Genomic DNA, 23,187 nt, shown 5'->3' with positions numbered 1-23,187 from the left:
TTGTCAGTGCGTTTGTCCAGAACATCAACTTTGTTGCACTTAAATGCTCTAATCGCCCCGTCTTGTCCTACAGAAGAATCGGTTTCACCCATGGATATCAAACAGCGCTGGCTCAACGTCCAAGACCTCTGGGGCGCCCTCGATGAACACCCCCTGCTGCATTCCAGCCTGGGCTTGCTGGTGTTGATGGTGGTGGCGCTGCTGCTCGGACGGGTAGCGCGCTACCTCATTCTCCACGCCGTCAAACTGCTCGGCCGGCAACCCCCCCTGCACTGGCTCAACGATCTGCGGCACAACAAGGTGTTTCACCGCCTGGCGCAGATGACGCCGTCCCTGGTGATTCAATTCGGCCTCTACCTGGTGCCGGACCTGAGCAAGACCGCCACCCTGTTCATCGGCAACGTGGCCCTGGCGTTCACCATCCTGTTCATGACCCTGGCCGTGAGCGCCCTGCTCAACGCCCTGCTGGACATCTACGCGCGTACAGAACACGCACGCACCCGCTCGATCAAGGGCTACGTGCAGCTGGCCAAGATGGTGTTGTTCGTGTTTGCCGCGATCATCATCGTCGCCACCCTGATCGACCGCTCGCCGCTGTTGCTGCTGTCGGGCCTGGGAGCGATGTCGGCGGTGATTTTGTTGGTGTACAAGGACACCCTGCTGTCGTTCGTCGCCAGCGTGCAGCTGACCAGCAACGACATGCTGAGGGTCGGCGACTGGATCGAAATGCCCCAGGTGGGCGCCGATGGCGATGTGGTAGACATCACCCTGCACACGGTCAAGGTGCAGAACTTCGACAAGACCATCGTCTCCATCCCCACCTGGCGCCTGATGTCTGAGTCGTTCAAGAACTGGCGCGGCATGCAGGCCTCGGGCGGGCGACGGATCAAGCGCAGCCTGTTCATCGACGCCAGCGGCGTGCGCTTTCTGCGCGACGATGAAGAACTGCGCATGACCCAGGTGCACCTGCTCACCGACTACATCGGGCGCAAGCAGGCCGAACTCAAGGCCTGGAACGAAGCCCAGGGCCACAGTGCGCAACTGTCGGCCAACCGCCGCCGCATGACCAACCTCGGCACCTTCCGCGCCTACGCCCTGGCCTACCTGAAGAGCCATCCGGACATCCAGCCGAACATGACCTGCATGGTGCGCCAGATGCAAACCACCGCCCAGGGCGTGCCGCTGGAGATCTACTGCTTTACCCGCACCACGGCGTGGGCCGATTACGAGCGCATTCAGGGGGATATTTTTGACTATCTGCTGGCGGTGTTGCCGGAGTTTGGCTTGAGCTTGTATCAGCAGCCGAGTGGCAATGATTTGCGTGCGGGGGTGTTGCCCGCGGTATTGGGCGCCAGCCATTTGCCGTCCCTGGAAAACAAATCAGCCTGACGCCACCAAACCCACTGTCGGCGCGGGCTTGTGTGGGAGCGGCGGTGCGACGGTTCGACTTGCCCGCGAAGGCGGTGTATCAGTCAGCACATCCTTCTCTGACATACCGCATTCGCGAGCAAGCCCGCTCCCACAGGGGGTCAGTGTGGCGCTGGCTGCTTGCGTGCACCCAACCGACTGATCCACACCGCCCCCACAATCACCAACCCGCCCAATGCCAATCTCCCCAACGGCTCATGCTGGTTCCAGATCAGCAGGTTCAGCAGCAACCCCACCGGCACATGCAGGTTGTTCATCACCGCCAGGGTGCCGCCTTGCACCAGGCACGCGCCTTTGTTCCACCAGTACATGCCCAGCGCAGTGCTGACCAAGCCGAGGAACACCAGCACGCCCCATTGCAACGGGGCTTCGGGCAGGAAGTTGGCTTTGCCGAACATCAGGAATGCCGGCAGCACCACGATCAAGGCGCCCAGGTAGAAATAGCCGAAGCGCCGATAATGCGGCAGGTCGCTCGGGTAACGCGCCACCAGGTGCTTGTACATCACCTGGCCTGCGGCATAGGTGAAGTTGGCCAGTTGCAGCAGCAGGAAGCCGCCGAGGAAGTTCGGGGTGATCTGGTCGAAGCGAATCACTGCCGCCCCCGTGACGGCCACCAGTGCCGCCACCAGCGCCCAGGGGTTGAAGCGCCGGTTGAGGGCGTCTTCGATCAGCGTCACGTGCAACGGCGTGAGGATGGTGAACAGCAACACCTCCGGCACCGTCAACACGCGAAAGCTCAGGTACAGGCACACGTAGGTCACGCCAAATTGCAGCGCACCGATCATCAGCATGCCGCGCATGAAGGCCGGTTCCACCGAACGCCAACGGGTCAGGGGGATAAATACCAGGCCAGCCAGCACCACGCGCACCAGCACGGCGAAGTAACTGTCGACGTGACCGGCGAGGTATTCGCCAATCAAGCTGAAGGAAAATGCCTGAATCAGGGTGACAACCAGTAGATAGCCCATGCGCGCCTCGTTTCGAATGGGCGGGACATTAAAGGTTTTCGGCGTTGCACGAAACTCGAGGCAAAAAAAACCCGACCTCGCTATAGCGTCAGTCGGGCAGGAGCACTCAGGAGCAACAAGTGCAAAGGGAGGTTCTTACGCGTACTTGAAGGGTTTGCGTGGGCTTAGATAAACACCGCGCGATTATCTGACGATTAAAGGATCACGCGACCTGCGCCAACAGTGCCTTGGCGTGGTTGATGCCCTTCTCCTGGAAGTCGCCGCTCAGGTTCACCCCTTCGGCGTGAATGAAGGTGACGTCGTGAATACCGATAAAGGCCATGACCTGGCGCAGGTACGGTTCCTGGTGATCGGAGCTGGCGCCAGTGTGGATGCCGCCGCGAGCCGTCAGCACGATGGCACGCTTGCCAGTGAGCAAACCCTGAGGGCCGGTGGCGGTGTATTTGAAGGTGACGCCGGCGCGCAAAACGTGGTCCAGCCAGGCCTTGAGGGTGCTGGGAATGGCGAAGTTGTACATCGGCGCCGCCATCACCAGCACGTCGGCAGCCAGCAGCTCGTCGGTCAATTCGTTGGAGCGGTCCAGGGAAGCCTGTTCCACAGCGCTGCGCTGTTCAGTCGGTTTCATCCAGCCGCCAAGCAGGTTGGCGTCCAGGTGTGGAACCGGGTTGAGGGCCACGTCACGCACGGTGACCTGATCCGCCGGGTGGGCGACCTGCCATTGGCTGATGAACTGCTGGGTCAGTTGGCGGGAGATCGAATCCTGCTGGCGGGCGCTGCTTTCGATGATCAGAACGTTGGACATGGCTACGTAGGCTCCATCTGTAATTGCTGTAAGTCGATGGAGAAAAGATTAACCAGGGCCTATTCGATAAAAAAGCGCAAAAAACTGCTATAACCCATCTATAAATTTGTTTATAAGCGGAGTATTGCTGTAGGCATGCTCCGCCATTGCTTTATTTCGGTGCGCAGGCCAGGGCGATCCGCATCTTGATAATGGCGCGGCTGAACTTGACCGTGGTGTTGGTGCTTTTACCGGCGGGCACCGTGACCTTGCGGTTACGTGGCGACTCCGGGCCATTGGTGAAGGTTACCGAGCACACCGCATCGTTGGTGCCGTAGTTATTGAGCTGGATCGAGCTGATGTCGCCGTCCACGTCGGAAGCGGTGTAGTCCACTTTCACGCCGTCGATCTTTTTCGTCACGTCGATGGGGTAGGCAAAGGCGCTCAGCGGCAGCATCGCCAACAACACACAACAGAATTTTCTCATTCGGCAGTCTCCAATAAGGACCGCCAGCTTAGGACAAGAGGAGCTCATCTTGAAAGCGCCCCGCGTTACCCTTGATCAATGGCGCACGCTGCAAGCCGTGGTCGACCACGGTGGCTTCGCCCAGGCGGCTGAAGCGCTGCACCGTTCGCAGTCCTCGGTGAGCTACACCGTGGCCCGCATGCAGGACCAGCTCGGCGTGCCGCTGTTGCGCATCGATGGACGCAAGGCCGTGCTGACCGATGCCGGTGAAGTGCTGTTGCGCCGCTCCCGACAACTGGTGAAGAACGCCAGCCAGCTGGAAGACCTTGCCCATCATATGGAACAAGGCTGGGAAGCCGAAGTACGCCTGGTGGTGGACGCCGCCTATCCCAACGCACGCCTGGTGCGCGCGCTCACCGCCTTCATGCCGCAAAGCCGGGGCTGCCGTGTGCGCTTGCGTGAAGAGGTGCTGTCGGGTGTCGAGGAGTTGTTGCTCGATGGCATGGCCGACCTGGCCATTAGCGGGTTCATCATCCCGGGTTACCTGGGCACGGAAATGAGCGATGTGGAATTTATCGCCGTGGCCCATCCCGACCATTCGTTGCACCGCCTGAACCGCGAGCTGAGCTTCCAGGACCTGGAAAGCCAGATGCAGGTGGTGATCCGTGACTCCGGCCGCCAGCAGCCACGCGATGTAGGCTGGCTCGGCGCCGAGCAACGCTGGACCGTCGGCAGCCTGCCCACCGCCGCCACGTTCGTCAGCAGCGGCCTGGGCTTTGCCTGGTTGCCCCGGCACATGATCGAGCGCGAACTCCGCGAGGGCCTGCTCAAGCAGCTACCCTTGGAAAAGGGCGGCAGCCGCAACCCGACCTTCTACCTGTATTCGAACAAGGACAAACCCCTGGGCCCGGCCACGCAGATCCTGATCGATCTGCTGCGCACCTTTGACACCGCGCCCCTGGATACACCTTTCGCCGCGCCACAACAAGCCTGAAACGGAGTTCACCCATGGCCTGGTTCGACCATGAAGGCTGCAGCCTGCACTACGAGGAATACGGCCACGGCACACCGCTGATCCTGATCCACGGCCTGGGCTCCAGCAGCCAGGACTGGGAACTGCAGATCCCCGTACTGGCCAAGCACTACCGCCTGATCGTGGTGGACGTGCGTGGCCATGGGCGCTCCGACAAACCCCGCGAACGCTACAGCATCCAGGGTTTTACCTTTGACCTGCTCGCGCTGATCGAACACCTGAACCTGCCGCCCGCCCATGTGGTGGGCTTGTCCATGGGCGGCATGATCGCCTTCCAGTTGGCGGTGGACGAACCGAGCCAAGTCAAGAGCCTGTGCATCGTCAACAGCGCCCCCGAGGTCAAGGTGCGCAGCGCCGATGATTATTGGCAATGGGCCAAGCGTTGGAGCCTGGCACGGCTGCTCAGCCTGGCCACCATTGGCAAGGCTCTGGGCGATCGGCTATTTCCCAAACCCGAGCAGGCCGACCTGCGCCGCAAGATGGCCGAACGCTGGGCAAAAAACGACAAACGTGCTTATCTCGCCAGCTTCGATGCGATTGTGGGCTGGGGCGTGCAGGAACAACTTTCCCGAATTGCCTGTCCTACGCTGGTCATCAGCGCCGACCACGACTACACCCCCGTGGCGCAGAAAGAAAACTATGTAAAACTGCTGCCCGATGCGCGGCTGGTGGTCATCAAGGATTCCCGCCATGCCACGCCCTTGGATCAACCCGAAGTCTTTAACGCTACCCTGCTCGATTTTCTAAAGACAGTCGAAACCACTACCCAGGATCACTGACCCATGTTGAAAAAAATCGCCTTCTTTGCCGGTTCCGTTCTGTTCGCTGCCAACCTGATGGCGGCCGAGCCTGCCAAGGCTCAGCACGTGCTGATCAGCACCACCAACGGTGACATCGAAATCGAACTGGACCCGGTCAAGGCGCCGATCAGCACCAAGAACTTCCTGGCCTACGTCGACAAGGGCTTCTACACCAACACGATTTTCCACCGTGTGATCCCGGGCTTCATGGTCCAGGGCGGCGGTTTCACCGCGCAGATGTCGCAAAAGCCGACCGATGCGCCGATCAAGAACGAGGCCAGCAACGGCCTGCATAACGTGCGTGGCACCCTGTCCATGGCGCGCACCAATGACCCGAACTCCGCCACCAGCCAGTTCTTCATCAACGTGGCTGACAATGCCTTCCTCGACCCGGGCCGCGACGCCGGCTATGCCGTGTTCGCCAAGGTCGTCAAAGGCATGGATGTGGTCGACATCATCGTCAACTCCCAGACCACCACCAAGCAGGGCATGCAGAACGTGCCAATCGATCCTGTCGTGATCAAGTCGGCCAAGCGCATCGACTGAGGTCTGCAGGTAGCTTCGCGCGGTGCCCACAAGGCGCCGCGCGCATTTGAACAGGAGAGCCCGCCAGGCGGGCGTCAACCCTAATGCTCTATCGTCGTTTTGAACAACTGATCGATATCTTCCGCGACGCTCCCAGCGCGGCCCCTCCCGATAAAGTCCTGCCCTTCTACCTCTACTACCTGCGCCAGGTGTGGCCGCATTTTGCCGCCTTGCTGGTGGTAGGCCTGATCGGCGCGCTGATCGAAGTGGCGCTGTTCAGCTACCTGAGCCGCATCATCGATCTGGCCCAGGGCACGCCGCCCGCAGACTTCTTCCAGATCCACAGCGGCGAGCTGATCTGGATGGCCGTGGTTGCGTTGTTGTTGCGCCCGATCTTTGGCGCCCTGCACGATCTGCTGGTGCACCAGACCATCAGTCCGGGCATGACCAGCCTGATCCGTTGGCAAAACCACAGCTACGTGCTCAAACAGAGCCTTAACTTCTTCCAGAATGACTTCGCCGGGCGTATCGCCCAGCGCATCATGCAAACCGGCAACTCCCTGCGCGACTCCGCCGTGGCGGCCGTGGACGCGATCTGGCACGTGGCAATTTACGCCATCAGCGCCTTGGTGCTGTTTGCCGAAGCCGACTGGCGCCTGATGATCCCGCTGGTGACCTGGATCATCTGCTACAGCCTGGCGCTGCGTTACTTCGTGCCCCGCGTGAAGGAGCGCTCGGTGATTTCCTCCGAGGCGCGCTCCAAGCTGATGGGCCGCATCGTCGACGGCTACACCAACATCACCACCCTGAAGCTGTTCGCCCACACGAGCTACGAGCAGGAGTACGCCAAGGAAGCGATCGTCGAGCAGACCGAGAAAACCCAACTGGCCAGCCGCGTGGTGACCAGCATGGACATCGTGATCACCAGCATGAACGGCCTGCTGATCGTGACCACCACCGGCCTGGCCCTGTGGTTGTGGACGCAGTCGCTGATCTCCGTGGGCGCGATCGCCCTGGCCACCGGCTTGGTGATTCGTATCGTCAACATGTCCGGCTGGATCATGTGGGTGGTCAACGGCATTTTCGAAAACATCGGCCAGGTGCAGGACGGCCTGAAAACCATCGCCCAGCCGTTGGCCGTGATCGACCGCGAGAACGCCCCGCGCCTGAGTGTGCCCCACGGCGAAGTGCGTTTTGAGCAGGTGGATTTCCACTACGGCAAGAAGAGCGGGATCATTGGCGGCCTGAACCTTGAGATCAAGGCCGGCGAAAAGATCGGCTTGATCGGCCCGTCAGGCGCCGGTAAATCAACCCTGGTCAACCTGCTGCTGCGCCTTTACGACCTGCAAGGCGGGCGTATCCTGATCGACGGCCAGAACATTGTCGAAGTCGCCCAGGAGTCGTTGCGCGAACAGATCGGCATGATCACCCAGGACACCTCGCTGCTGCACCGTTCAATCCGCGACAACCTGTTGTACGGCAAGCCGGACGCCACCGACGAAGAGCTTTGGGCTGCCGTGCACAAGGCGCGGGCCGATGAGTTCATCCCCTTGCTGTCGGACGCCGAAGGCCGCACCGGGCTGGACGCGCATGTGGGAGAGCGCGGGGTGAAACTCTCCGGTGGCCAACGCCAACGCATCGCCATCGCCCGCGTGCTGCTCAAGGACGCGCCGATCCTGATCATGGACGAAGCCACCTCGGCCCTGGACTCGGAAGTGGAAGCGGCGATCCAGGAGAGCCTGGAAACCCTGATGCAAGGCAAGACGGTGATTGCGATTGCGCACCGGTTGTCGACCATTGCGCGCATGGACCGCCTGGTGGTGCTGGAGAAAGGCCAGATCGCCGAGAGTGGCAGCCATGCCGAGCTGCTGGCCCATGGCGGGCTGTATGCGCGGTTGTGGCATCACCAGACCGGGGGGTTCGTCGGTATCGACTGACCCAACACCGCCCCCACTGTGGGAGCCGGCTTGCCGGCGATGAGGCCCGGAAGATCACCGCATTGTTCCAGGCCGCCATCGCCGGCAAGCCGGCTCCTACAGTTTGAATAGCGCCAGGTCCCGATTTTAAAGGGGCCTGGCGCTTTTTTATGGCCTGGAATTGTGGCGCAACCGTGCTGTACTCACAGCAGTGCCCAGACGGGCGCTGTAGTAAATCTGCAGGGAGCATCACTGATTTACTGATTCGGTAGAGCGATCTATCAAGGACGGGCTTCATGTCTTTGTTCAAACGTTCAGTGACGGAGGGGTTAGGTACGTTTTGGCTGGTGTTGGGCGGTTGCGGGAGCGCGGTGTTGGCCGCAGCATTCCCCGCAGTCGGGATCGGGTTGCTGGGTGTGGCCCTGGCGTTCGGGCTCACGGTGCTGACCATGGCGTTTGCCATCGGCCATATCAGCGGTTGTCACCTCAACCCGGCGGTCTCGGTGGGGCTGGTCGTGGGCGGGCGGTTTCCGGCCAGGGAGTTACCGGCGTACATCATCGCGCAGGTCATCGGCGGCACCGTCGCTGCTGCGCTCCTGTACTTCATCGCCAGCGGCAAACCAGGCTTCGAACTGGCGAGCGGCCTGGCGTCCAACGGCTACGGCGAGCATTCGCCGGGAGGTTATTCCCTGGCAGCGGGGTTTGTCTGTGAGCTGGTGATGACGGCGATGTTCGTGCTGATCATCCTCGGCGCCACCGACCGTCGTGCCCCACCGGGCCTAGCGCCCATCGCCATCGGCCTGGCCCTTACGTTGATCCACCTGATCTCCATTCCCGTGACCAACACCTCGGTCAACCCGGCTCGCAGCACGGGCCCGGCGCTGATCGTCGGCGGGTGGGCGATCCAGCAGTTGTGGATGTTCTGGCTCGCGCCGATCCTGGGCGCGGTGATTGGCGGCGTGACCTATCGATGGCTCGGCAAGGAGGAGCCGGCCTGAACACACGGGCTCTGTAGTGAGCGGGCTTGCCCCGCGCCGCGGTCCACCTGACACACCGCAGCGCGGGGCAAGCCCGCTCACTACATTCGCCTTATGCCTGGCGGTAGGGCAGCGCTGCCCGCACCTCTTCGGCATACGCATGAATGCCCACGCGTTCACGCTCGAGAAAATCCTCCACGGCATTCTTCAACCCGGGATGGCGCAGGTAGTGCCACGAGCGGGTGATCACCGGCTCGAACCCGCGAATCAACTTGTGTTCGCCCTGGGCGCCGGCGTCGAAACGCTGCAAGCCTTCGGCGATGGCGTAGTCCATGCCCTGATAGAAACAGGTTTCGAAATGCAGGCGGTCAAACTCGGCCAGGCAACCCCAATAGCGGCCGTAGAAGCTGTCGCCACCGATCAGGCTGAACGCCATCGCCACCGGGCGTGAGCCTTGTTTGGCCAGCACCACGCGGATCGCTTCGGGCATGCGCTCGGCCAGCAGGCTGAAAAACGCGCGGGTCAGGTAGGGAGACTGGCGACGTACCGCGTAGGTATTGGCGTAGCAGGCGTAGACAAAATCCCACTGCGCCTCACTCAGTTCATGGCCTTGCAGCCATTCGAACGCGATGCCCTGCCCCGCCACCTGCTCGCGCTCTTTTCGCATCTGTTTGCGCTTGCGTGAACTCAAGGCGTCGAGAAAGTCCTGGAAGTCGCGATAGCCACGGTTCTGCCAGTGAAACTGACAACCCAGGCGCTGCAACCAGCCCGGCTGTTGTGCCAGCGCTTCGTCGGCCAATGGATCGGTGAAGTTGATATGAGCGCTGGAAAGCCCTTCGATTTCCAGGTAGCCCGGCAACGCCTTGAGCAACTCGAAGCCGTCCTGAGCATTCGCCGCCAGCAGACGCGGCCCGCTGACCGGGCTGAACGGCACCGCCGTGAGCAGCTTGGGGTAGTAGTCGATACCGGCGCGCTCACAGGCGTCCGCCCAGCCATGGTCGAACACGTACTCGCCGTAGGAATGCCACTTGCGGTAACTGGGCAACGCCGCCACCAGGCGTTCGCCCTCCCAATGCAGCAAATGCTCCGGCTGCCAGCCCGATTGCGGGCCCAGGCTGGCGCTGTCTTCCAGCGCGCTCAGGAAAGCATGCCGCACAAACGGCTGGGCCTGCGGCACCAGGGCATCCCAGGCCTGCGGGGCGATTTCGGACAGGCTGTCCAGGCGTTGCAACGGCATCGGCATCCTCACTACGTCGGGGCGTGAAAGCCTGGCGAGTATCGCTTATCGCCGGGGTTCGCACACCTTCAAATGGCGCGACAAAACCCGTGCCAGTTAGTTCCTTCTTAAATTATTTGTCATCTACATGACATCACTTAGCCACTGCTCCGTCATAAACGATCGTGATACTGACGCCTGTTTTTAGAGCGCCCGGTTATACCGAGCGGCTACTTGTCCGTCCGAAATCGGTCGGTTGTGTCCTGGATGGTTTGCCATCCCTCCTCACTTTCGGAGATTGATATGCGTCTTGCTTCCACTAAAACTGCGGCGCTCCTGTGTGGCGGCCTGCTACTGGCCCTGAGCATTCCGGCCAACGCCGCAGTCGACGCTAAATTGCTCGACATGCTCAAGGCCAACGGCCAGATCACCGCTTCGCAGTACACCGAGCTGCAAGCGGAATTGGCCAAAGACCAGAAAGAAAAGCAGATCGCACAGCAAGCTCAACAAGAGACCAACGAGCAGATCGCGGCCACCGCGAAAAAAACCAACGAGCTGAGCAGCTTCGACCAGAAGTTGGCTTGGGCTGCCAAGACTCAGTTCAAGGGTGACGTGCGTTTCCGTCAGGAAACCGTGAAGATCCAGGGCGAATCCAACAACGGCGGCCGCGACAAGGACCGTCAGCGCATCCGTGCCCGCCTGGGCGCGTACACCGAAATCAACTCCCAGGTTGATACCGGCATCCGTATCGCCACCGGTAGCAGCGACGACGCTCGCTCCACTAACCAGGACCAGGACAACTACTTCGACAAGAAGTCGATCTGGCTGGACCTCGGCTACATCGACTACCACCCTGACCAGATCAAGAACCTGCACGTGATTGGCGGCAAGATGCTGCAACCGTGGGTCAACATGGGCGACGTGATCTGGGATAGCGACATCAACCCTGAAGGTCTGGCACTGACCTACAAATACCCTCTGGGTAGCAGCGCCGAGCTGTTCGGCAGCATCGGTAACTACAACCTCAAGGACAACGTCGACGGCGACGGCGTGCAATTCCGTCACGACCTGCGTCTGACGTCCGGCCAGTTGGGGACTCGTTTCTCGGTCACCGACAACCTGAAACTGACCCTGGGCGGCAGCGTCTACGCCTACCAGAACGACAAGGACAGCCGCTGCACCACCACCACGACGCCGTGCGCACTGGCCGTCAACGGCAACTCCGCCGACAACCAGTTCCGCCTGTATGAAGGTTTTGCCCAGGCTGACATCGGTGGCCTGGCAGTACCGCTGGCCTTCTACGGCCAGTACGTGAAGAACAACGACGCCGTGACCGATCAGGACACCGCCTGGTTGCTGGGTGCCAAGTCCAAGGTGTTCGGTTTCAACCTGGACTACAACTACCGCGACATTCAGCGTAACGCGGTCGTGGGTGCCTTCACCGACTCGGACTTCGCCAACGGCACCACGGGTTCGCGTGGCCACAAGTTCAAGGTCAGCTACGACATCGACAAGAACTTCGCCCTGGGCGCCACGTACTTCCTGACCAAGGCTGACTTCTCCAGCCGTACTCAGCGCGACGCCAACACCAACACCCTGCAGTTGGATGCTGAAGCCAAGTTCTGATTTAGCACGTAATACGCCTTGGGCCAGGACGGCCCGAGGTGCCTTTAACAGCCTCGCGTGGTTGGGTCGGTCCCCATCATCCGTTCGACTCCGTCACGCGAGTCTGCCTTTACCCCCCGCTTTTACTGATCCTTCAGCCGCTCGGCTGCCAGGCGTTCAGCCAACGCATCCACATCCTTGACCGGTTCCTCCGGCATGATCTTCAGCGTCGCCTGCATCAGGCGCATCTGGCGGATAAACCGCCGGCAGTTGGGGCAGAACATCAAGTGATGACGCACCAGCAGACGCTCGCGAAAGGTCAATTGCCCGTCGAGATAATCACTGGACCGCGCCACTTGTTCTTTACAGGTCAACATTCGCCCGTTTCCTCAAAATGCTCCACCGTGGCGAAGACTTTAAGCCGTGCTCGATGCAACAGCACACGGACATTGGAGAGCGAGAGCGTCAGAAGATTACAGATTTCTTCCAACTCCAACCCCTGGCGTTCACGCAACACCAGTACGCTGCTTTGCAACTCGGACAAACTCAGGATTGTATGTTCCAGGCATTTGCGCAGTTCATCCTCGGTCAACAGAGCCTCGGGCGTGTCCTGGTGCCAGGCATACGGCGCGACCGCCCAATGGCCATCGTCCGGCACGAAGCGGTCATCGCCGATGGTGCCGTGGGGTGACGGCAAGTCATCGAGCAGCACTTCGCGGCGATTCTGTTTGTAGCGGCCCTTGGCGGAGTTGGCGGTGATGGTCAGCAGCCAGGTCTTGAGGCTGGAACGCCCTTCGAACTTGGCCAGGTTGCGCACCACCGACAGCCAGGCGTCCTGCACCACTTCATCGGCATGGCGCTGGCCGACGATGGCGTAGGCCACCGCACGCATGGCGCTTTGGTAGGTGGTGACCAGCTCCTTGTAGGCGCGTTGCTCACCCTTGAGCAGCCGTTCAAGCAGGTGCGTGTCGTCCGCTGCTGCCATTGTCTACCTCAATCCTGCTGTGGAAATCCGATACCTGTGGAAGCTGGCTGGCCTGCGATAGCGGCGGTGAATTCACCCTCGTCATCGCAGGCAAGCCAGCTCCCACATTGGCCAGCAGATCAGCGTTTGCGCAGGATCACGCTGCCAATCGAATAGCCCGCACCGAAGGAGCTCAGTACCGCGACGGAGCCTTTGGGCAGGTCGTCCTGGTAGGTGTGGAAGGCAATCACCGAACCGGCCGAGCTGGTATTGGCGTAAGTATCGAGAATCACCGGCGCTTCTTCCACTGTGGCTTCGCGGCCCAGCAGTTTTTTCACAATCAGGTGGTTCATGCTCAGGTTGGCCTGGTGCAGCCAGAAGCGCTTCACGTCAGCCACGTTCAGCTGGTTTTCTTCCAGGTGCACGCCGATCAGTTCGGCCACCATCGGGCACACGTCGCGGAAGACTTTGCGGCCTTCCTGCACGAACAGCTTGTCGGGCGCGCCGATGCCCTCTTCCGCCGTGCGGTTGAGAAAGCCGAAGTTGTTGCGGATGTTATTGGAGAATTTGGTCAGGAGCTTGGTGCTTACCACGTCGAACTGGTGCTCGGACGTCGCCAGGTCGGCGCGTTCCAGGATCACCGCCGTGGCCGCGTCGCCGAAGATGAAATGGCTGTCGCGGTCGCGGAAGTTCAGGTGGCCGGTGCAGACTTCCGGGTTGACCATCAGGATCGCCCGGGCCTGGCCCAGTTGGATGCTGTTGGCGGCGTTCTGGATGCCGAAGGTGGCCGACGAGCACGCCACGTTCATGTCAAAGCCGAAGCCTTCAATGCCCAGGGCTTCCTGGACTTCAATGGCGATGGCCGGGTAGGCACGCTGCAGGTTGGAGCAGGCGACGATCACGCCGTCGATGTCGGCCGCGGTCTTGCCGGCACGTTGCAGGGCCTGTTCGGCAGCGCCGACGGCCATCTGGCAGAGCACCGACCACTCGTCGTTGCTGCGCTCGGGCAGGCGCGGGGCCATGCGCTGCGGGTCGAGAATGCCGTCCTTGTCCATCACGAAGCGGCTCTTGATACCCGATGCTTTTTCAATGAACGCCGCGCTGGATTCGGTCAGCGCCTGCACATCACCACGCTCGATGGCGGCGGCGTTGTCGCTGTTGAACTGTTGCACGTAAGCATTGAAAGACTGCACCAGCTCTTCGTTGGAGATGCTGTTGGCCGGGGTGTACAGGCCGGTGCCGCTGATGACGACGTTATGCACGGTCGTTCCTCTAAATCTGTCAGGCAGAAGATATTGGTACCGTCGTACCAAACTTTAAGTCGTTCGATGCCGTCCAGCGGGCATCAAACTGGCAACGCTTTATTCCATCGCGCCGTGGCTGCGCACCAGCCTGTCACGACGATCCCGGCATTTATAGGCGCGAAGTTTGCCACAAACCTCGATATTTGGCGCTATCTGCGGACAAACACCGGTTTGCCTTGGAATGCATTCAAAATGTGGGAGCTGGCTTGTGTGGGAGCTGGCTTGCCCGCGATAGCATCACCGCGGTGTGACCAACACACCGAGGTGATGCTATCGCGGGCAAGCCCGGCTCCCACACAAGCCAGCGCCTACAGGGGATGTATCAGGCTTCGACCAAAGACCATTGCTTGCTCAGGCGCTTGTCGGAAATCGGCACTTTGGTGCCCAACTGCTGAGCAAACAATGACACCCGGTATTCCTCCAGCCACCAGCGGTACAGCTCCAGCTGGGGGTCGCGCTTACCTTCCTGGGCATGCTTTTTCAGGCGGTTTTCGTACTGGGTCCACAGGCCCGCCAGCTCTCCGCTCCACACCCGGTCCTTTTGCACCTGGCTCGGCAGCTTCTCCAGGCGCAGTTCGATGGCCTTGAGAAAGCGCGGCAATTCCTTGAACCATTGTGCCGGGGTTTCCCGCACAAAACCGGGATAGACCAGGTGGCTGAGCTGCTGCTTGATATCGTTCAAGGCCACGGCCTGGGCCAGGTCGATCTTGCCCTTGAAGCGTTTTTGCAGGCCATGCCAGAGTTTCAGCACCTCCAGGGTCAGGCGCGCCAGGCGCTCGGCGTGTTCGGTCCAGCTGCCGCGCTTGCGCTCGGCCAACGCCGCCAACCCGGCGCCATCACGTGGCAGGCTGGCTTCGCCCTCGAGCACGCAGGTGTCGAGGCTGGCCAGCAGGATGTCCTCCACCAGCGCATCAATGCGCCCCAGTTCGCGGTACATCAGGCCCAGTTCGGTCAGGCCCGGCAACTTGCCACGCAGGAATTTCGCCGGTTCCGCCAATTGCTGCATCAGCAAACGCTGCAACGCACGACGGTGCTGGAATTCGGCCTCGGCGGCGGTGGAGAAACGCCCTTCCTTGACCGTGCCGTTTTCTTCCACCAATGCCGGGTACACCGTCATCGACAGGCCAGCGATTTTTTGCTGGGTCTTCTCGGCCACTGCCGCGAACACCTTGGCCTCCACCGGTTGCTGGCTCTTTGCGGTTTGCGGCACGGCCAACGCGGCCTGGCTGGCCTCGGCGAACCGCGCGGTCAGTTCGGCCAGGTCGCGGCCTTCGCCAAGGAACTTGCCCTGACCGTCGACCACTTCCAGGTTCATCTTCAGGTGGTTCTCCACCTGCTGCGCCGCTTCGGCCCAGGCTTCATCGCTGACCCGCGCACCGGTCATGCGCAGCAACTCGCGGCCCAACGCCTGGGGCAACGAGCCCTGGCCGAATTCGATGCGTTGCAGCGCGGCCTTGACGAAGTCCGGCACCGGCACGAAGTTCTTGCGTAGGGCCTTGGGCAGGTTGCGCACCAGGGCGATGCACTTGGCTTCGATCACCCCCGGCACCAACCATTCCAGGCGCTCCGGCGGCAAGGCTGGCAAGAGCGGCGCCGGCACGCGCAGGGTCACGCCGTCGCGGGGGTGGTTGGGTTCGAAGTGGTAACTCAACGCCAGTTCCAGGTCACCCAGGTGCAGGGTGTCCGGGTAATGCAGGGCGGTGACCTCACTGGCCTCGCGGGCCAGTACGTCTTCTTCGCGCATGATCAACAGCTGCGGGTTCTTCTGGCTGTTGACCTTGTACCAGCTGTCGAACGTGGCGGTCTGGTGGATCTCGGCCGGCAGCCGCGCGTCGTAGAACGCGTAGAGAGTTTCTTCATCGGCCAGGATATCGCGCCGACGCGCCTTGGCTTCCAGCTCATCCAGTTGCTCCAGCAGTTGCTGGTTGGCCGCCAGGCACTTGGCGCGGGACTGAATCTCACCCCGCACCAGGCCTTCACGGATAAACAACTCGCGGGACACCACCGGGTCGACCGGCCCGTAATGCACCGGCCGGCGCCCGACCACAATCAGCCCGAACAAGGTGATCTGTTCAAACGCCACGACTTGGCCGCGCTTCTTCTCCCAATGGGGCTCGAAGTGGTTTTTCTTGATCAGGTGCCCGGCCAACGGTTCGATCCAGTCGGCATCGATCTTGGCCACCATGCGTGCATACAGCTTGGTGGTTTCCACCAATTCGGCGGTCATCAGCCATTGCGGACGCTTCTTGCCGATGCCCGACGACGGGTGAATCCAGAAGCGCCGCTGACGCGCGCCCAGGTAGTCACCGTCTTCGGTTTTCTGGCCGATCTGGCTGAGCAGGCCGGAGAGCACGGCCTTGTGTAGTTTCGGGTAGTCGGCCGGGTCCTTGTTGAGGGTGAGCTGCATGTCACGGCAGATCAAGCTCAACTGACGATGGGAGTCACGCCACTCGCGCAGGCGCAGGTAGTTGAGGAAGTTCTTGCGGCACCAATTGCGCAGCGGGCTGGCGGTCAGTTCCTGGCGTTGCTCTTCAAAACCGCGCCACAAATTGACCAGCCCGGCGAAGTCCGAGTCCGTGTCCTTCCACTGTGCGTGGGCCTGGTCGGCGGCCTGTTGACGCTCCGGTGGGCGCTCGCGCGGGTCCTGGATCGACATGGCGCTGGCCACGATCAGCACTTCCTGCAAGCTGCCGAGCTTGGCCGCTTCGAGCAGCATGCGACCCATGCGCGGGTCCACCGGCAGGCGCGCCAGTTGGCGGCCCAATGGCGTGAGCTGGCTGTTGCGGTCCACCGCCGAGAGTTCTTGCAGCAGGTTAAAACCGTCGCTGATGGCCTTGCCATCCGGTGGCTCGATAAACGGGAAGTCGGTGATCTCGCCCAGCCGCAAATGCAGCATCTGCAGGATTACGGCAGCGAGGTTGGTGCGCAGGATCTCGGGGTCGGTGAATTCCGGGCGCCCGATAAAATCTTCTTCGCTGTACAGCCGCACGCAAATGCCCGGCTCAACCCGGCCGCAACGGCCTTTACGCTGGTTGGCACTGGCCTGGGAAATCGCCTCGATCGGCAGGCGCTGCACCTTGGCGCGGTAGCTGTAGCGGCTGATGCGTGCGGTGCCGCTGTCGATCACATAACGAATGCCCGGTACGGTCAGCGAGGTTTCCGCAACGTTGGTGGCCAGCACCACACGGCGGCCCGGGTGGGATTGGAAAATGCGCTGCTGTTCGGCCGGCGACAGGCGTGCGTACAGCGGCAGGATTTCGGTGTGCTTGAGCTGGGCCTTGCGCAGCATGTCGGCGGCGTCGCGGATCTCGCGCTCGCCGGGCAGGAACACCAACACGTCACCGGGGCTGCGCCGTTCGCTGCGCTCATAGGCGGCGATCTCATCGAGGGTGGCGAGGATCGCCTGGTCGACGGTGAGGTCGTCCTCGACGCGGTTGCCCTCCTCGTCCTGTTCCAGGGTCAGCGGGCGATACCAGGTGTCGACCGGGAAGGTACGGCCCGACACCTCGACAATCGGCGCGTCGTCAAAATGCTTGGAGAAGCGCTCGAGGTCGATGGTCGCCGAGGTGATGATGACTTTGAGGTCCGGGCGACGCGGCAGCAGGGTCTTCAGGTAGCCCAAAAGGAAATCGATGTTCAGGCTGCGTTCGTGGGCTTCGTCGACGATGATCGTGTCGTAGCGTTCCAGGTAGCGGTCGTTCTGGGTTTCCGCCAGCAGGATGCCGTCGGTCATCAGCTTGATCAGCGTGTTGGAATCACTCTGGTCTTCGAAGCGCACCTGGTAGCCGACCAGCGCGCCCAGTGGCGTGCCCAGTTCTTCGGCGACCCGGCTGGCCACGCTGCGCGCCGCGATCCGGCGTGGCTGGGTGTGACCGATCAGGCCGAACTGGCCACGGCCAATTTCCAGGCAGATCTTCGGCAGCTGGGTGGTTTTGCCCGAGCCGGTTTCGCCGGCAATGATCAGCACCTGGTGCTTGTTCAAGGCCTCTTTGATTTCATCACGCTTGGCGGCAATCGGCAGGCTGTCGTCATAACGGATCAACGGCAGGCTGGCACGCCGCGCCGTAACCTGGGCGCAGGAGGCCTGCATGCGCGCCACCCATTGCGCCAACTTGTCCTCGTCGGGCTTTTTGCGCAGCTCAAGCAATTGCCGCCGCAAGCGGTGGCGGTCGGCGAGCATGGCGTGATCGAGGGTTTTGAGCAGTTGGTCGATAGTGGGCGCTTGGTCAGTCATCAGCTACTTGACGGTCATCTGTATAGGCACGGCCGGCAAGTGTGGCAGAAAAGCGTCTCGTCTGGCAGGCGGCTGAGCGGCATCAAGGATAAACCCAATCAAATGTGGGAGCGGGCTTGCCCGCGATTACGATCTGTCAGCAACACCTCTACCGCCTGATACACCGCTATCGCGGGCAAGCCCGCTCCCACACAAGCCCTCCCACAAGGAGCAGGCGTTAGAGCGGGTCCTTGCGCCGGTACGGGAACACATCGATGACCTTGCCCGCGCGAATCGCTTCCTGCAGGCCCTTCCAGTAGTCGGCGTTGTACAACTCGCCGTGCAGCTCATCGAACAGCTGGCGCTGGCTGGCGTCGGCGAACAGGAACGGCGGGAACTCCTCGGGGAACACATCGAGCGGGCCTATGGAGTACCAGGGTTCGGAGGCCATTTCGTCCTCGGGGGTGCGCGGCGCAGGGATATGGCGGAAGTTGGCTTCGGTCAGAAAGCAGATTTCGTCGTAGTCGTAGAACACCACGCGACCGTGGCGGGTGACGCCGAAGTTTTTCAGCAGCATGTCACCGGGGAAGATATTCGCCGCCGCCAATTGCTTGATGGCCAGGCCGTAGTCTTCCAGGGCTTCGCGTACCTGGGCGGGGTTGGCGTTGTCGAGGTAGAGGTTGAGCGGGGTCATGCGCCGTTCGGTCCAGCAGTGGCGGATCAGCACCGTATCGCCCTCCACTTCGACGGTGCTGGCCGCGACTTCCAGCAGTTCGGCCAGGCAGTCGGGCTCGAACTTGCTCAGGGGAAAACGAAAATCGGCGAACTCCTGGGTATCAGCCATGCGCCCGACCCTGTCGACACTTTTAACCAGCCGATACTTCTCGATCACCGTGGCGCGGTTGACGTTTTTCGACGGCGAAAAGCGGTCCTTGATGATCTTGAACACGGTGTTGAAGCCCGGCAGGGTAAACACGCTCATGACCATGCCACGCACGCCCGGGGCCATGATGAAGCGATCATCGGTGGTGGCCAGGTGGTTAATCAGCGCGCGGTAGAACTCCGACTTGCCGTGCTTGTAGAAGCCGATGGAGGTGTACAGCTCGGCGATGTGCTTGCCCGGCAGGATGCGCCTGAGAAAGCCGATGAATTCCGCCGGCACCGGCACGTCGACCATGAAGTAGGAACGGGTGAAGGAGAAGATGATCGACACGTCGGCTTCGTCGGTGATCAGCGCATCGATCTGGATGCCGCGCCCCTCGCGGTGCAGCAACGGGATCGCCAGCGGCCACTGCTCGTCGCGGGTGTAGAGGCGGCCCACGAGGTAGGCGCCTTTGTTGCGATAGAGCACCGAGGAAAACAACTCGACATTGAGGTCAGGGTCTTTGCACACCCAGTCCGGCAGGTTTTCCCGTAGCTGGGCTTCAAGGCGACGCAGATCAGCTGGCAGGTCGGCGTAGGGTTCTCTGAAGCGGTAGTCGGCAAACACCTGCGCCAGCATCTGGGCAATCTTGCCATTTGGCGTGTAGGTGCGGGTTTGCGCCGCCCGCGCCCGGCGCAGGCTGGGCCGGGTGGTGTGGATGAACATGCAGCCGTCGCTGATCAGGTCGTGGCTGAACAGGCCGCAGAAGATCGAGTTGTACCAGGTCTCGGACAGCTCATCGTCAAAGCGCAGGTCGATCAAGCCGATGTAGGCGCTTTTGACCAGGGGCCACGCGCCCACCTCCAACAACACCGCCTCGTCGAAGCTGGCTCGCAAGCGCGCCGTGACTTCGCCGACCTTTTCTTCATACAGGTTGATCCGCGCCGCCGACGCCGCCTGCCCTAGCTGCCACTGCGCCTTCTCGAACCGCTCGCGGGCACCGTCGGTGATCTGGCGGAAATGCTCACGGTAGTCGTCAAAACCATCGAGGATCATCCGGGCGATGGCGGGGGCGGATTGCGACATGCGGGAAACCTCTGGCGGGCATCTGGAAGCCCTGAGCTTAGCCAGTGAATAGAAGCAGGAGAAGGAGGATTTTTCGCGGCAGGTTGTACAGGTTTGCGCACTTGGTACATTTATTTTCAATTTTCATAATTCGACCACTCGGTCAGTAAATGCACCAAAAAGTCGCACGATTCGCTACCCGTCTTCACCTGCACGCCTGAATCGGCGGGGCTTGGCGCTTTTGCACGGTAAAACCCGCTATGTCACTGAAGTTCACCGTTTGTAACCATCTTGATACAGCGTAAGGGAAACCCTGATTACCACCTTAGTGGCACTTTGATATATAGCGCGCCCTCTCCCACCCTAACAAGGTCTGAAGACCGATCCGGGAACAGGTTCTAATCGCCCAAGGAGCATTGAGATGTCATTGAGGAACATGAGGATCGGATTGCGTGCCAGTCTGAGTTTTGGGGTTTTGGCCAGCATGTTGGTGATTGTCGGCCTGTTTGGCTTGGGGCAGATGGCCAAGCTGCGCGAAAGTGCACTGGTCATCGAAGATTCGTGGATGCCGAGCATCGAGAGCATCCACGACGCCGCCGCCTGTATCGCCAGCATCCGCCTGGAAGCCCTGCGCCTGGCGACCACCGACGAGTCTCGGGTGCGGGATAACAGCAAAAGCCTGATCACTCGCCAGCGCAGCGAACTGCAAACCTTGCTCGACCACCATCAAGACCTGCTCAGCGGCGATGAAGAACGCGAGATGCTCACGCAGCTCAAGGCCAACGTGAACACCTATGTGACCATCGTCGGGCAGATGGTCGCGCTGGTCGACAAGGACCAGCAGCAAGACGCCATCGACTTGCTCACCAGCCGCCTGGCCCCCCAGGGCACCGTCCTCAATAAAAGCCTGGAGGACATGATCACCTTCAACCAGAAAGGCGTGGAAGACGCCGCCGGCCTGGCCGCGCAGATGTACACCAACGCCCAGTGGGTGGTCGGCCTGATCATCCTGTGTGCCCTGATTGCCACGCTGCTGTTGGCCTGGCTGTTGACCCGCAGCATCACGGCGCCCATCGGCCAGGCCTTGGCCGTGGCCCGCACCATCGCCGGTGGCGACTTGAGCCAGCCGATCGTGGTGCACGGGCAGGACGAACCGGCCCAACTGCTGACTGCCCTCTCCACCATGCAGGTGCAACTGCAAACCACCATCCGTGGCATCAGCGAGTCGGCGCAGCAACTGGCCTCTGCCGCCGAAGAGATGAGTTCAGTGATGGAACAGAGCACCCGCGGCCTGCAGGCGCAGAACGATGAAATCGAACAAGCCGCCACGGCCGTGAACGAGATGAGCGCAGCGGTGGACGAGGTGGCAGGCAATGCGGTGTCCAGCGCCGAGGCGTCCAAGGCCTCCGATGAGGACAGCAAGCACGGCCACTACCAGATCAGCGAAACCATCAGTTCGATCCAGAATCTGGTGGACGAAGTGCTCGGTGCCTCGACCAAGGCCGAAGGCCTGGCCGTGCAAGCCCAGGACATCAGCAAGGTGCTGGAAGTGATCCGCGGCATCGCCGGGCAAACCAACCTGCTGGCACTGAACGCTGCCATCGAAGCCGCCCGCGCCGGTGAAGCCGGGCGTGGTTTTGCGGTGGTCGCCGATGAGGTGCGTTCCCTGGCCCAACGTACCCAGGACTCCACCGAAGAAATCGAGCAGATGATCACCGGTATCCAGCAAGGCACCCAAGGCACCGTCGAGGCGCTCAACAGCAGCGCCGAACACGCCGGCCAGACCCTGCAACGAGCCAACAGCGCCGGCAGCGCGCTGGAAAAAATCACCGCCGCCATCTCGCAGATCAGTCAGCGCAACCTGGTGATCGCCAGCGCCGCCGAGCAGCAGGCGCTGGTCGCCCGCGAAGTGGACCGCAGCCTGGTGAACATCCGCGATCTGTCCACCCAAACGGCTGCCGGCGCCACGCAGACCTCGGCCGCCAGCCAGGAATTGTCGCGCCTGGCGGTGGACCTGAATGGGCTGGTCACACGGTTTGTCCTGTAATCCGTCAAGGCGTCGTGCAACACTCGCCGCCTGATGGATGTAGGAGTATTTCGTGAGACCTGTCGACACCTTGTACCTGCTGGGGCTGGCTGCTATCTGGGGCGCCAGCTTCCTGTTCATGCGCATCATCGCGCCGGAGATCGGCACCGTGCCGACGGCGTTTTTTCGCGTGTCGATTGCCGCCGCCGGTTTGCTGGTGATCCTGGCGGTGATGCGGGTGAACTGGGACTTCCAGGGCAAGTTCAAGACGGTGTTGCTGCTGGGGGTGATCAACTCCGGGATCCCCGCGACCATGTACTCGGTGGCGGCCCAGGTGCTGCCAGCGGGTTACTCGGCGATCTTCAACGCCACCACGCCGTTGATGGGTGTGTTGATCGGCGGGTTGTTCTTCAGCGAGCGCCTCACTCCGTCGAAAATCGCCGGCGTGACCCTGGGCCTGTTTGGCGTGGGCGTGCTGACCCGCGCCGGGCCGGTGGCGTTTGACCTGCAATTGTTGATGGGTGCGCTGGCCTGCCTGCTGGCGACCACATGCTACGGCTTCGCCGGGTTCCTGGCGCGGCGCTGGCTGGATCAGCGCGGGGGGCTGGACAGTCGCCTGTCAGCGTTGGGCAGCATGCTCGGCGCGACGTTGTTCCTGCTGCCGTTCTTTGCCTACAGCGCCATCAGCCATCCGCCCGCCAACTGGGGTGGTTGGCAAGTGTGGTTGTCGTTGCTGGGGCTCGGGCTGGTGTGCACGGCGTTTGCCTACATTCTTTACTTCCGGTTGCTGTCGTCCATCGGGCCAGTGAAGTCGATGACGGTGACCTTCATGATTCCGCCGTTTGGTGTGTTGTGGGGGGCGTTGCTGCTGGATGAGCCGTTGTCGATGGCGCATCTGTATGGCGGGGTGTTGATTGCGGGGGCGCTTTGGCTGGTGCTGCGCCCTAAAAAAATCCTGTAGGAGCCCGGGGGGGGGGGGGGGGGGGGGGGGGGGGGGGGGGGGGGGGGGGGGGGGGGGGGGGGGGGGGCGAGGGGGCG

General features: G+C 61.7%; 18 protein-coding genes. 9 read left to right on the top strand and 9 right to left on the bottom strand.

The features are described 5' to 3' along the window. Positions 1 to 90: 90 nt before the first annotated feature. Entirely contained in the window at positions 91 to 1,389 is a 1,299-nt protein-coding gene (locus AC07OV_RS15645) for a mechanosensitive ion channel family protein (RefSeq protein ID WP_495092531.1), read from the top strand. A gap of 140 nt (positions 1,390 to 1,529) precedes the next feature. Here AC07OV_RS15645 and AC07OV_RS15640 read toward each other — a convergent pair whose 3' ends face one another. From AC07OV_RS15640 to AC07OV_RS15630, 3 genes are all read right to left on the bottom strand, one after another. Then, positions 1,530 to 2,396: a carboxylate/amino acid/amine transporter gene (locus tag AC07OV_RS15640; RefSeq protein WP_176996264.1), complete on the bottom strand. Its 867-nt coding sequence runs from the start codon at positions 2,394 to 2,396 to the stop codon at positions 1,530 to 1,532. A 202-nt stretch (positions 2,397 to 2,598) separates the two neighbouring features. Continuing rightward, on the bottom strand, positions 2,599 to 3,198 hold the full coding sequence (locus tag AC07OV_RS15635) for an FMN-dependent NADH-azoreductase (protein WP_495092530.1): 600 nt from the start codon (positions 3,196 to 3,198) through the stop codon (positions 2,599 to 2,601). A 151-nt stretch (positions 3,199 to 3,349) separates the two neighbouring features. After that, positions 3,350 to 3,664, bottom strand: coding sequence for a 3-phosphoglycerate kinase (locus AC07OV_RS15630; protein ID WP_176996266.1), 315 nt, complete (start codon positions 3,662 to 3,664; stop codon positions 3,350 to 3,352). Between the two features lie 49 nt (positions 3,665 to 3,713). Between AC07OV_RS15630 and AC07OV_RS15625 the strand changes: the two genes are divergently transcribed. The 5 genes from AC07OV_RS15625 (at position 3,714) to aqpZ (ending at position 8,915) form a co-directional block, all read left to right on the top strand. Continuing rightward, positions 3,714 to 4,637, top strand: a complete 924-nt coding sequence (locus AC07OV_RS15625; RefSeq protein WP_495092529.1) for a LysR family transcriptional regulator — start codon at positions 3,714 to 3,716, stop codon at positions 4,635 to 4,637. Positions 4,638 to 4,651: 14 nt separating this feature from the next. After that, positions 4,652 to 5,455: an alpha/beta fold hydrolase gene (locus tag AC07OV_RS15620; RefSeq protein WP_495092528.1), complete on the top strand. Its 804-nt coding sequence runs from the start codon at positions 4,652 to 4,654 to the stop codon at positions 5,453 to 5,455. A 3-nt stretch (positions 5,456 to 5,458) separates the two neighbouring features. After that, the gene (locus tag AC07OV_RS15615) at positions 5,459 to 6,022 is read left to right on the top strand and encodes a peptidylprolyl isomerase (RefSeq protein WP_176996269.1); all 564 of its coding nucleotides are present in this window, start codon (positions 5,459 to 5,461) and stop codon (positions 6,020 to 6,022) included. A gap of 83 nt (positions 6,023 to 6,105) precedes the next feature. After that, complete coding sequence (locus tag AC07OV_RS15610; protein WP_176996270.1) at positions 6,106 to 7,938, top strand: ABC transporter ATP-binding protein; 1,833 nt, start codon at positions 6,106 to 6,108, stop codon at positions 7,936 to 7,938. A gap of 275 nt (positions 7,939 to 8,213) precedes the next feature. Beyond that, positions 8,214 to 8,915: an aquaporin Z gene (aqpZ, locus tag AC07OV_RS15605; RefSeq protein ID WP_176996271.1), complete on the top strand. Its 702-nt coding sequence runs from the start codon at positions 8,214 to 8,216 to the stop codon at positions 8,913 to 8,915. A gap of 91 nt (positions 8,916 to 9,006) precedes the next feature. On the opposite strand, the gene AC07OV_RS15600 is transcribed toward aqpZ, so the two are convergent. Beyond that, on the bottom strand, positions 9,007 to 10,131 hold the full coding sequence (locus tag AC07OV_RS15600) for a GNAT family N-acetyltransferase (RefSeq protein WP_495092527.1): 1,125 nt from the start codon (positions 10,129 to 10,131) through the stop codon (positions 9,007 to 9,009). 282 nt (positions 10,132 to 10,413) lie between these two features. Here AC07OV_RS15600 and AC07OV_RS15595 point away from each other — a divergent pair, with 282 nt between their 5' ends. Next, positions 10,414 to 11,736: a putative porin gene (locus AC07OV_RS15595; protein WP_495092526.1), complete on the top strand. Its 1,323-nt coding sequence runs from the start codon at positions 10,414 to 10,416 to the stop codon at positions 11,734 to 11,736. 122 nt (positions 11,737 to 11,858) lie between these two features. Here the strand turns inward: AC07OV_RS15595 and AC07OV_RS15590 are convergent, their stop codons facing one another. From AC07OV_RS15590 to aceK, 5 genes are all read right to left on the bottom strand, one after another. Beyond that, positions 11,859 to 12,092, bottom strand: coding sequence for an anti-sigma factor family protein (locus tag AC07OV_RS15590; RefSeq protein ID WP_178925562.1), 234 nt, complete (start codon positions 12,090 to 12,092; stop codon positions 11,859 to 11,861). After that, positions 12,086 to 12,700, bottom strand: a complete 615-nt coding sequence (locus AC07OV_RS15585; RefSeq protein WP_176996277.1) for an RNA polymerase sigma factor — start codon at positions 12,698 to 12,700, stop codon at positions 12,086 to 12,088. Before AC07OV_RS15585 ends, AC07OV_RS15590 begins: the two co-directional genes overlap by 7 nt. A gap of 119 nt (positions 12,701 to 12,819) precedes the next feature. Continuing rightward, on the bottom strand, positions 12,820 to 13,941 hold the full coding sequence (locus tag AC07OV_RS15580; RefSeq protein ID WP_495092525.1) for a beta-ketoacyl-ACP synthase III: 1,122 nt from the start codon (positions 13,939 to 13,941) through the stop codon (positions 12,820 to 12,822). A gap of 364 nt (positions 13,942 to 14,305) precedes the next feature. Beyond that, a complete protein-coding gene (gene hrpA / locus AC07OV_RS15575) occupies positions 14,306 to 18,217 on the bottom strand; it encodes an ATP-dependent RNA helicase HrpA (RefSeq protein ID WP_494997585.1) in 3,912 nt (1,303 codons plus the stop codon). 217 nt (positions 18,218 to 18,434) lie between these two features. Next, positions 18,435 to 20,144 carry a bifunctional isocitrate dehydrogenase kinase/phosphatase gene (gene aceK / locus AC07OV_RS15570; protein WP_495092524.1) on the bottom strand — a complete coding sequence of 570 codons (1,710 nt, stop codon included), beginning with the start codon at positions 20,142 to 20,144 and terminating at the stop codon, positions 18,435 to 18,437. 400 nt (positions 20,145 to 20,544) lie between these two features. Between aceK and AC07OV_RS15565 the strand changes: the two genes are divergently transcribed. Beyond that, positions 20,545 to 22,170, top strand: a complete 1,626-nt coding sequence (locus AC07OV_RS15565) for a methyl-accepting chemotaxis protein (protein WP_495092523.1) — start codon at positions 20,545 to 20,547, stop codon at positions 22,168 to 22,170. A gap of 52 nt (positions 22,171 to 22,222) precedes the next feature. After that, positions 22,223 to 23,110, top strand: a complete 888-nt coding sequence (locus tag AC07OV_RS15560; RefSeq protein ID WP_495092522.1) for a DMT family transporter — start codon at positions 22,223 to 22,225, stop codon at positions 23,108 to 23,110. The last annotated feature ends 77 nt before the right edge of the window (positions 23,111 to 23,187 follow it).

The sequence above is a fragment of the Pseudomonas sp. GW821-FHT09A09 genome, assembly GCF_059418405.1.
Note: the sequence above shows the minus strand (reverse complement) of the source record. Positions and strands in the feature narration are given on the sequence as shown.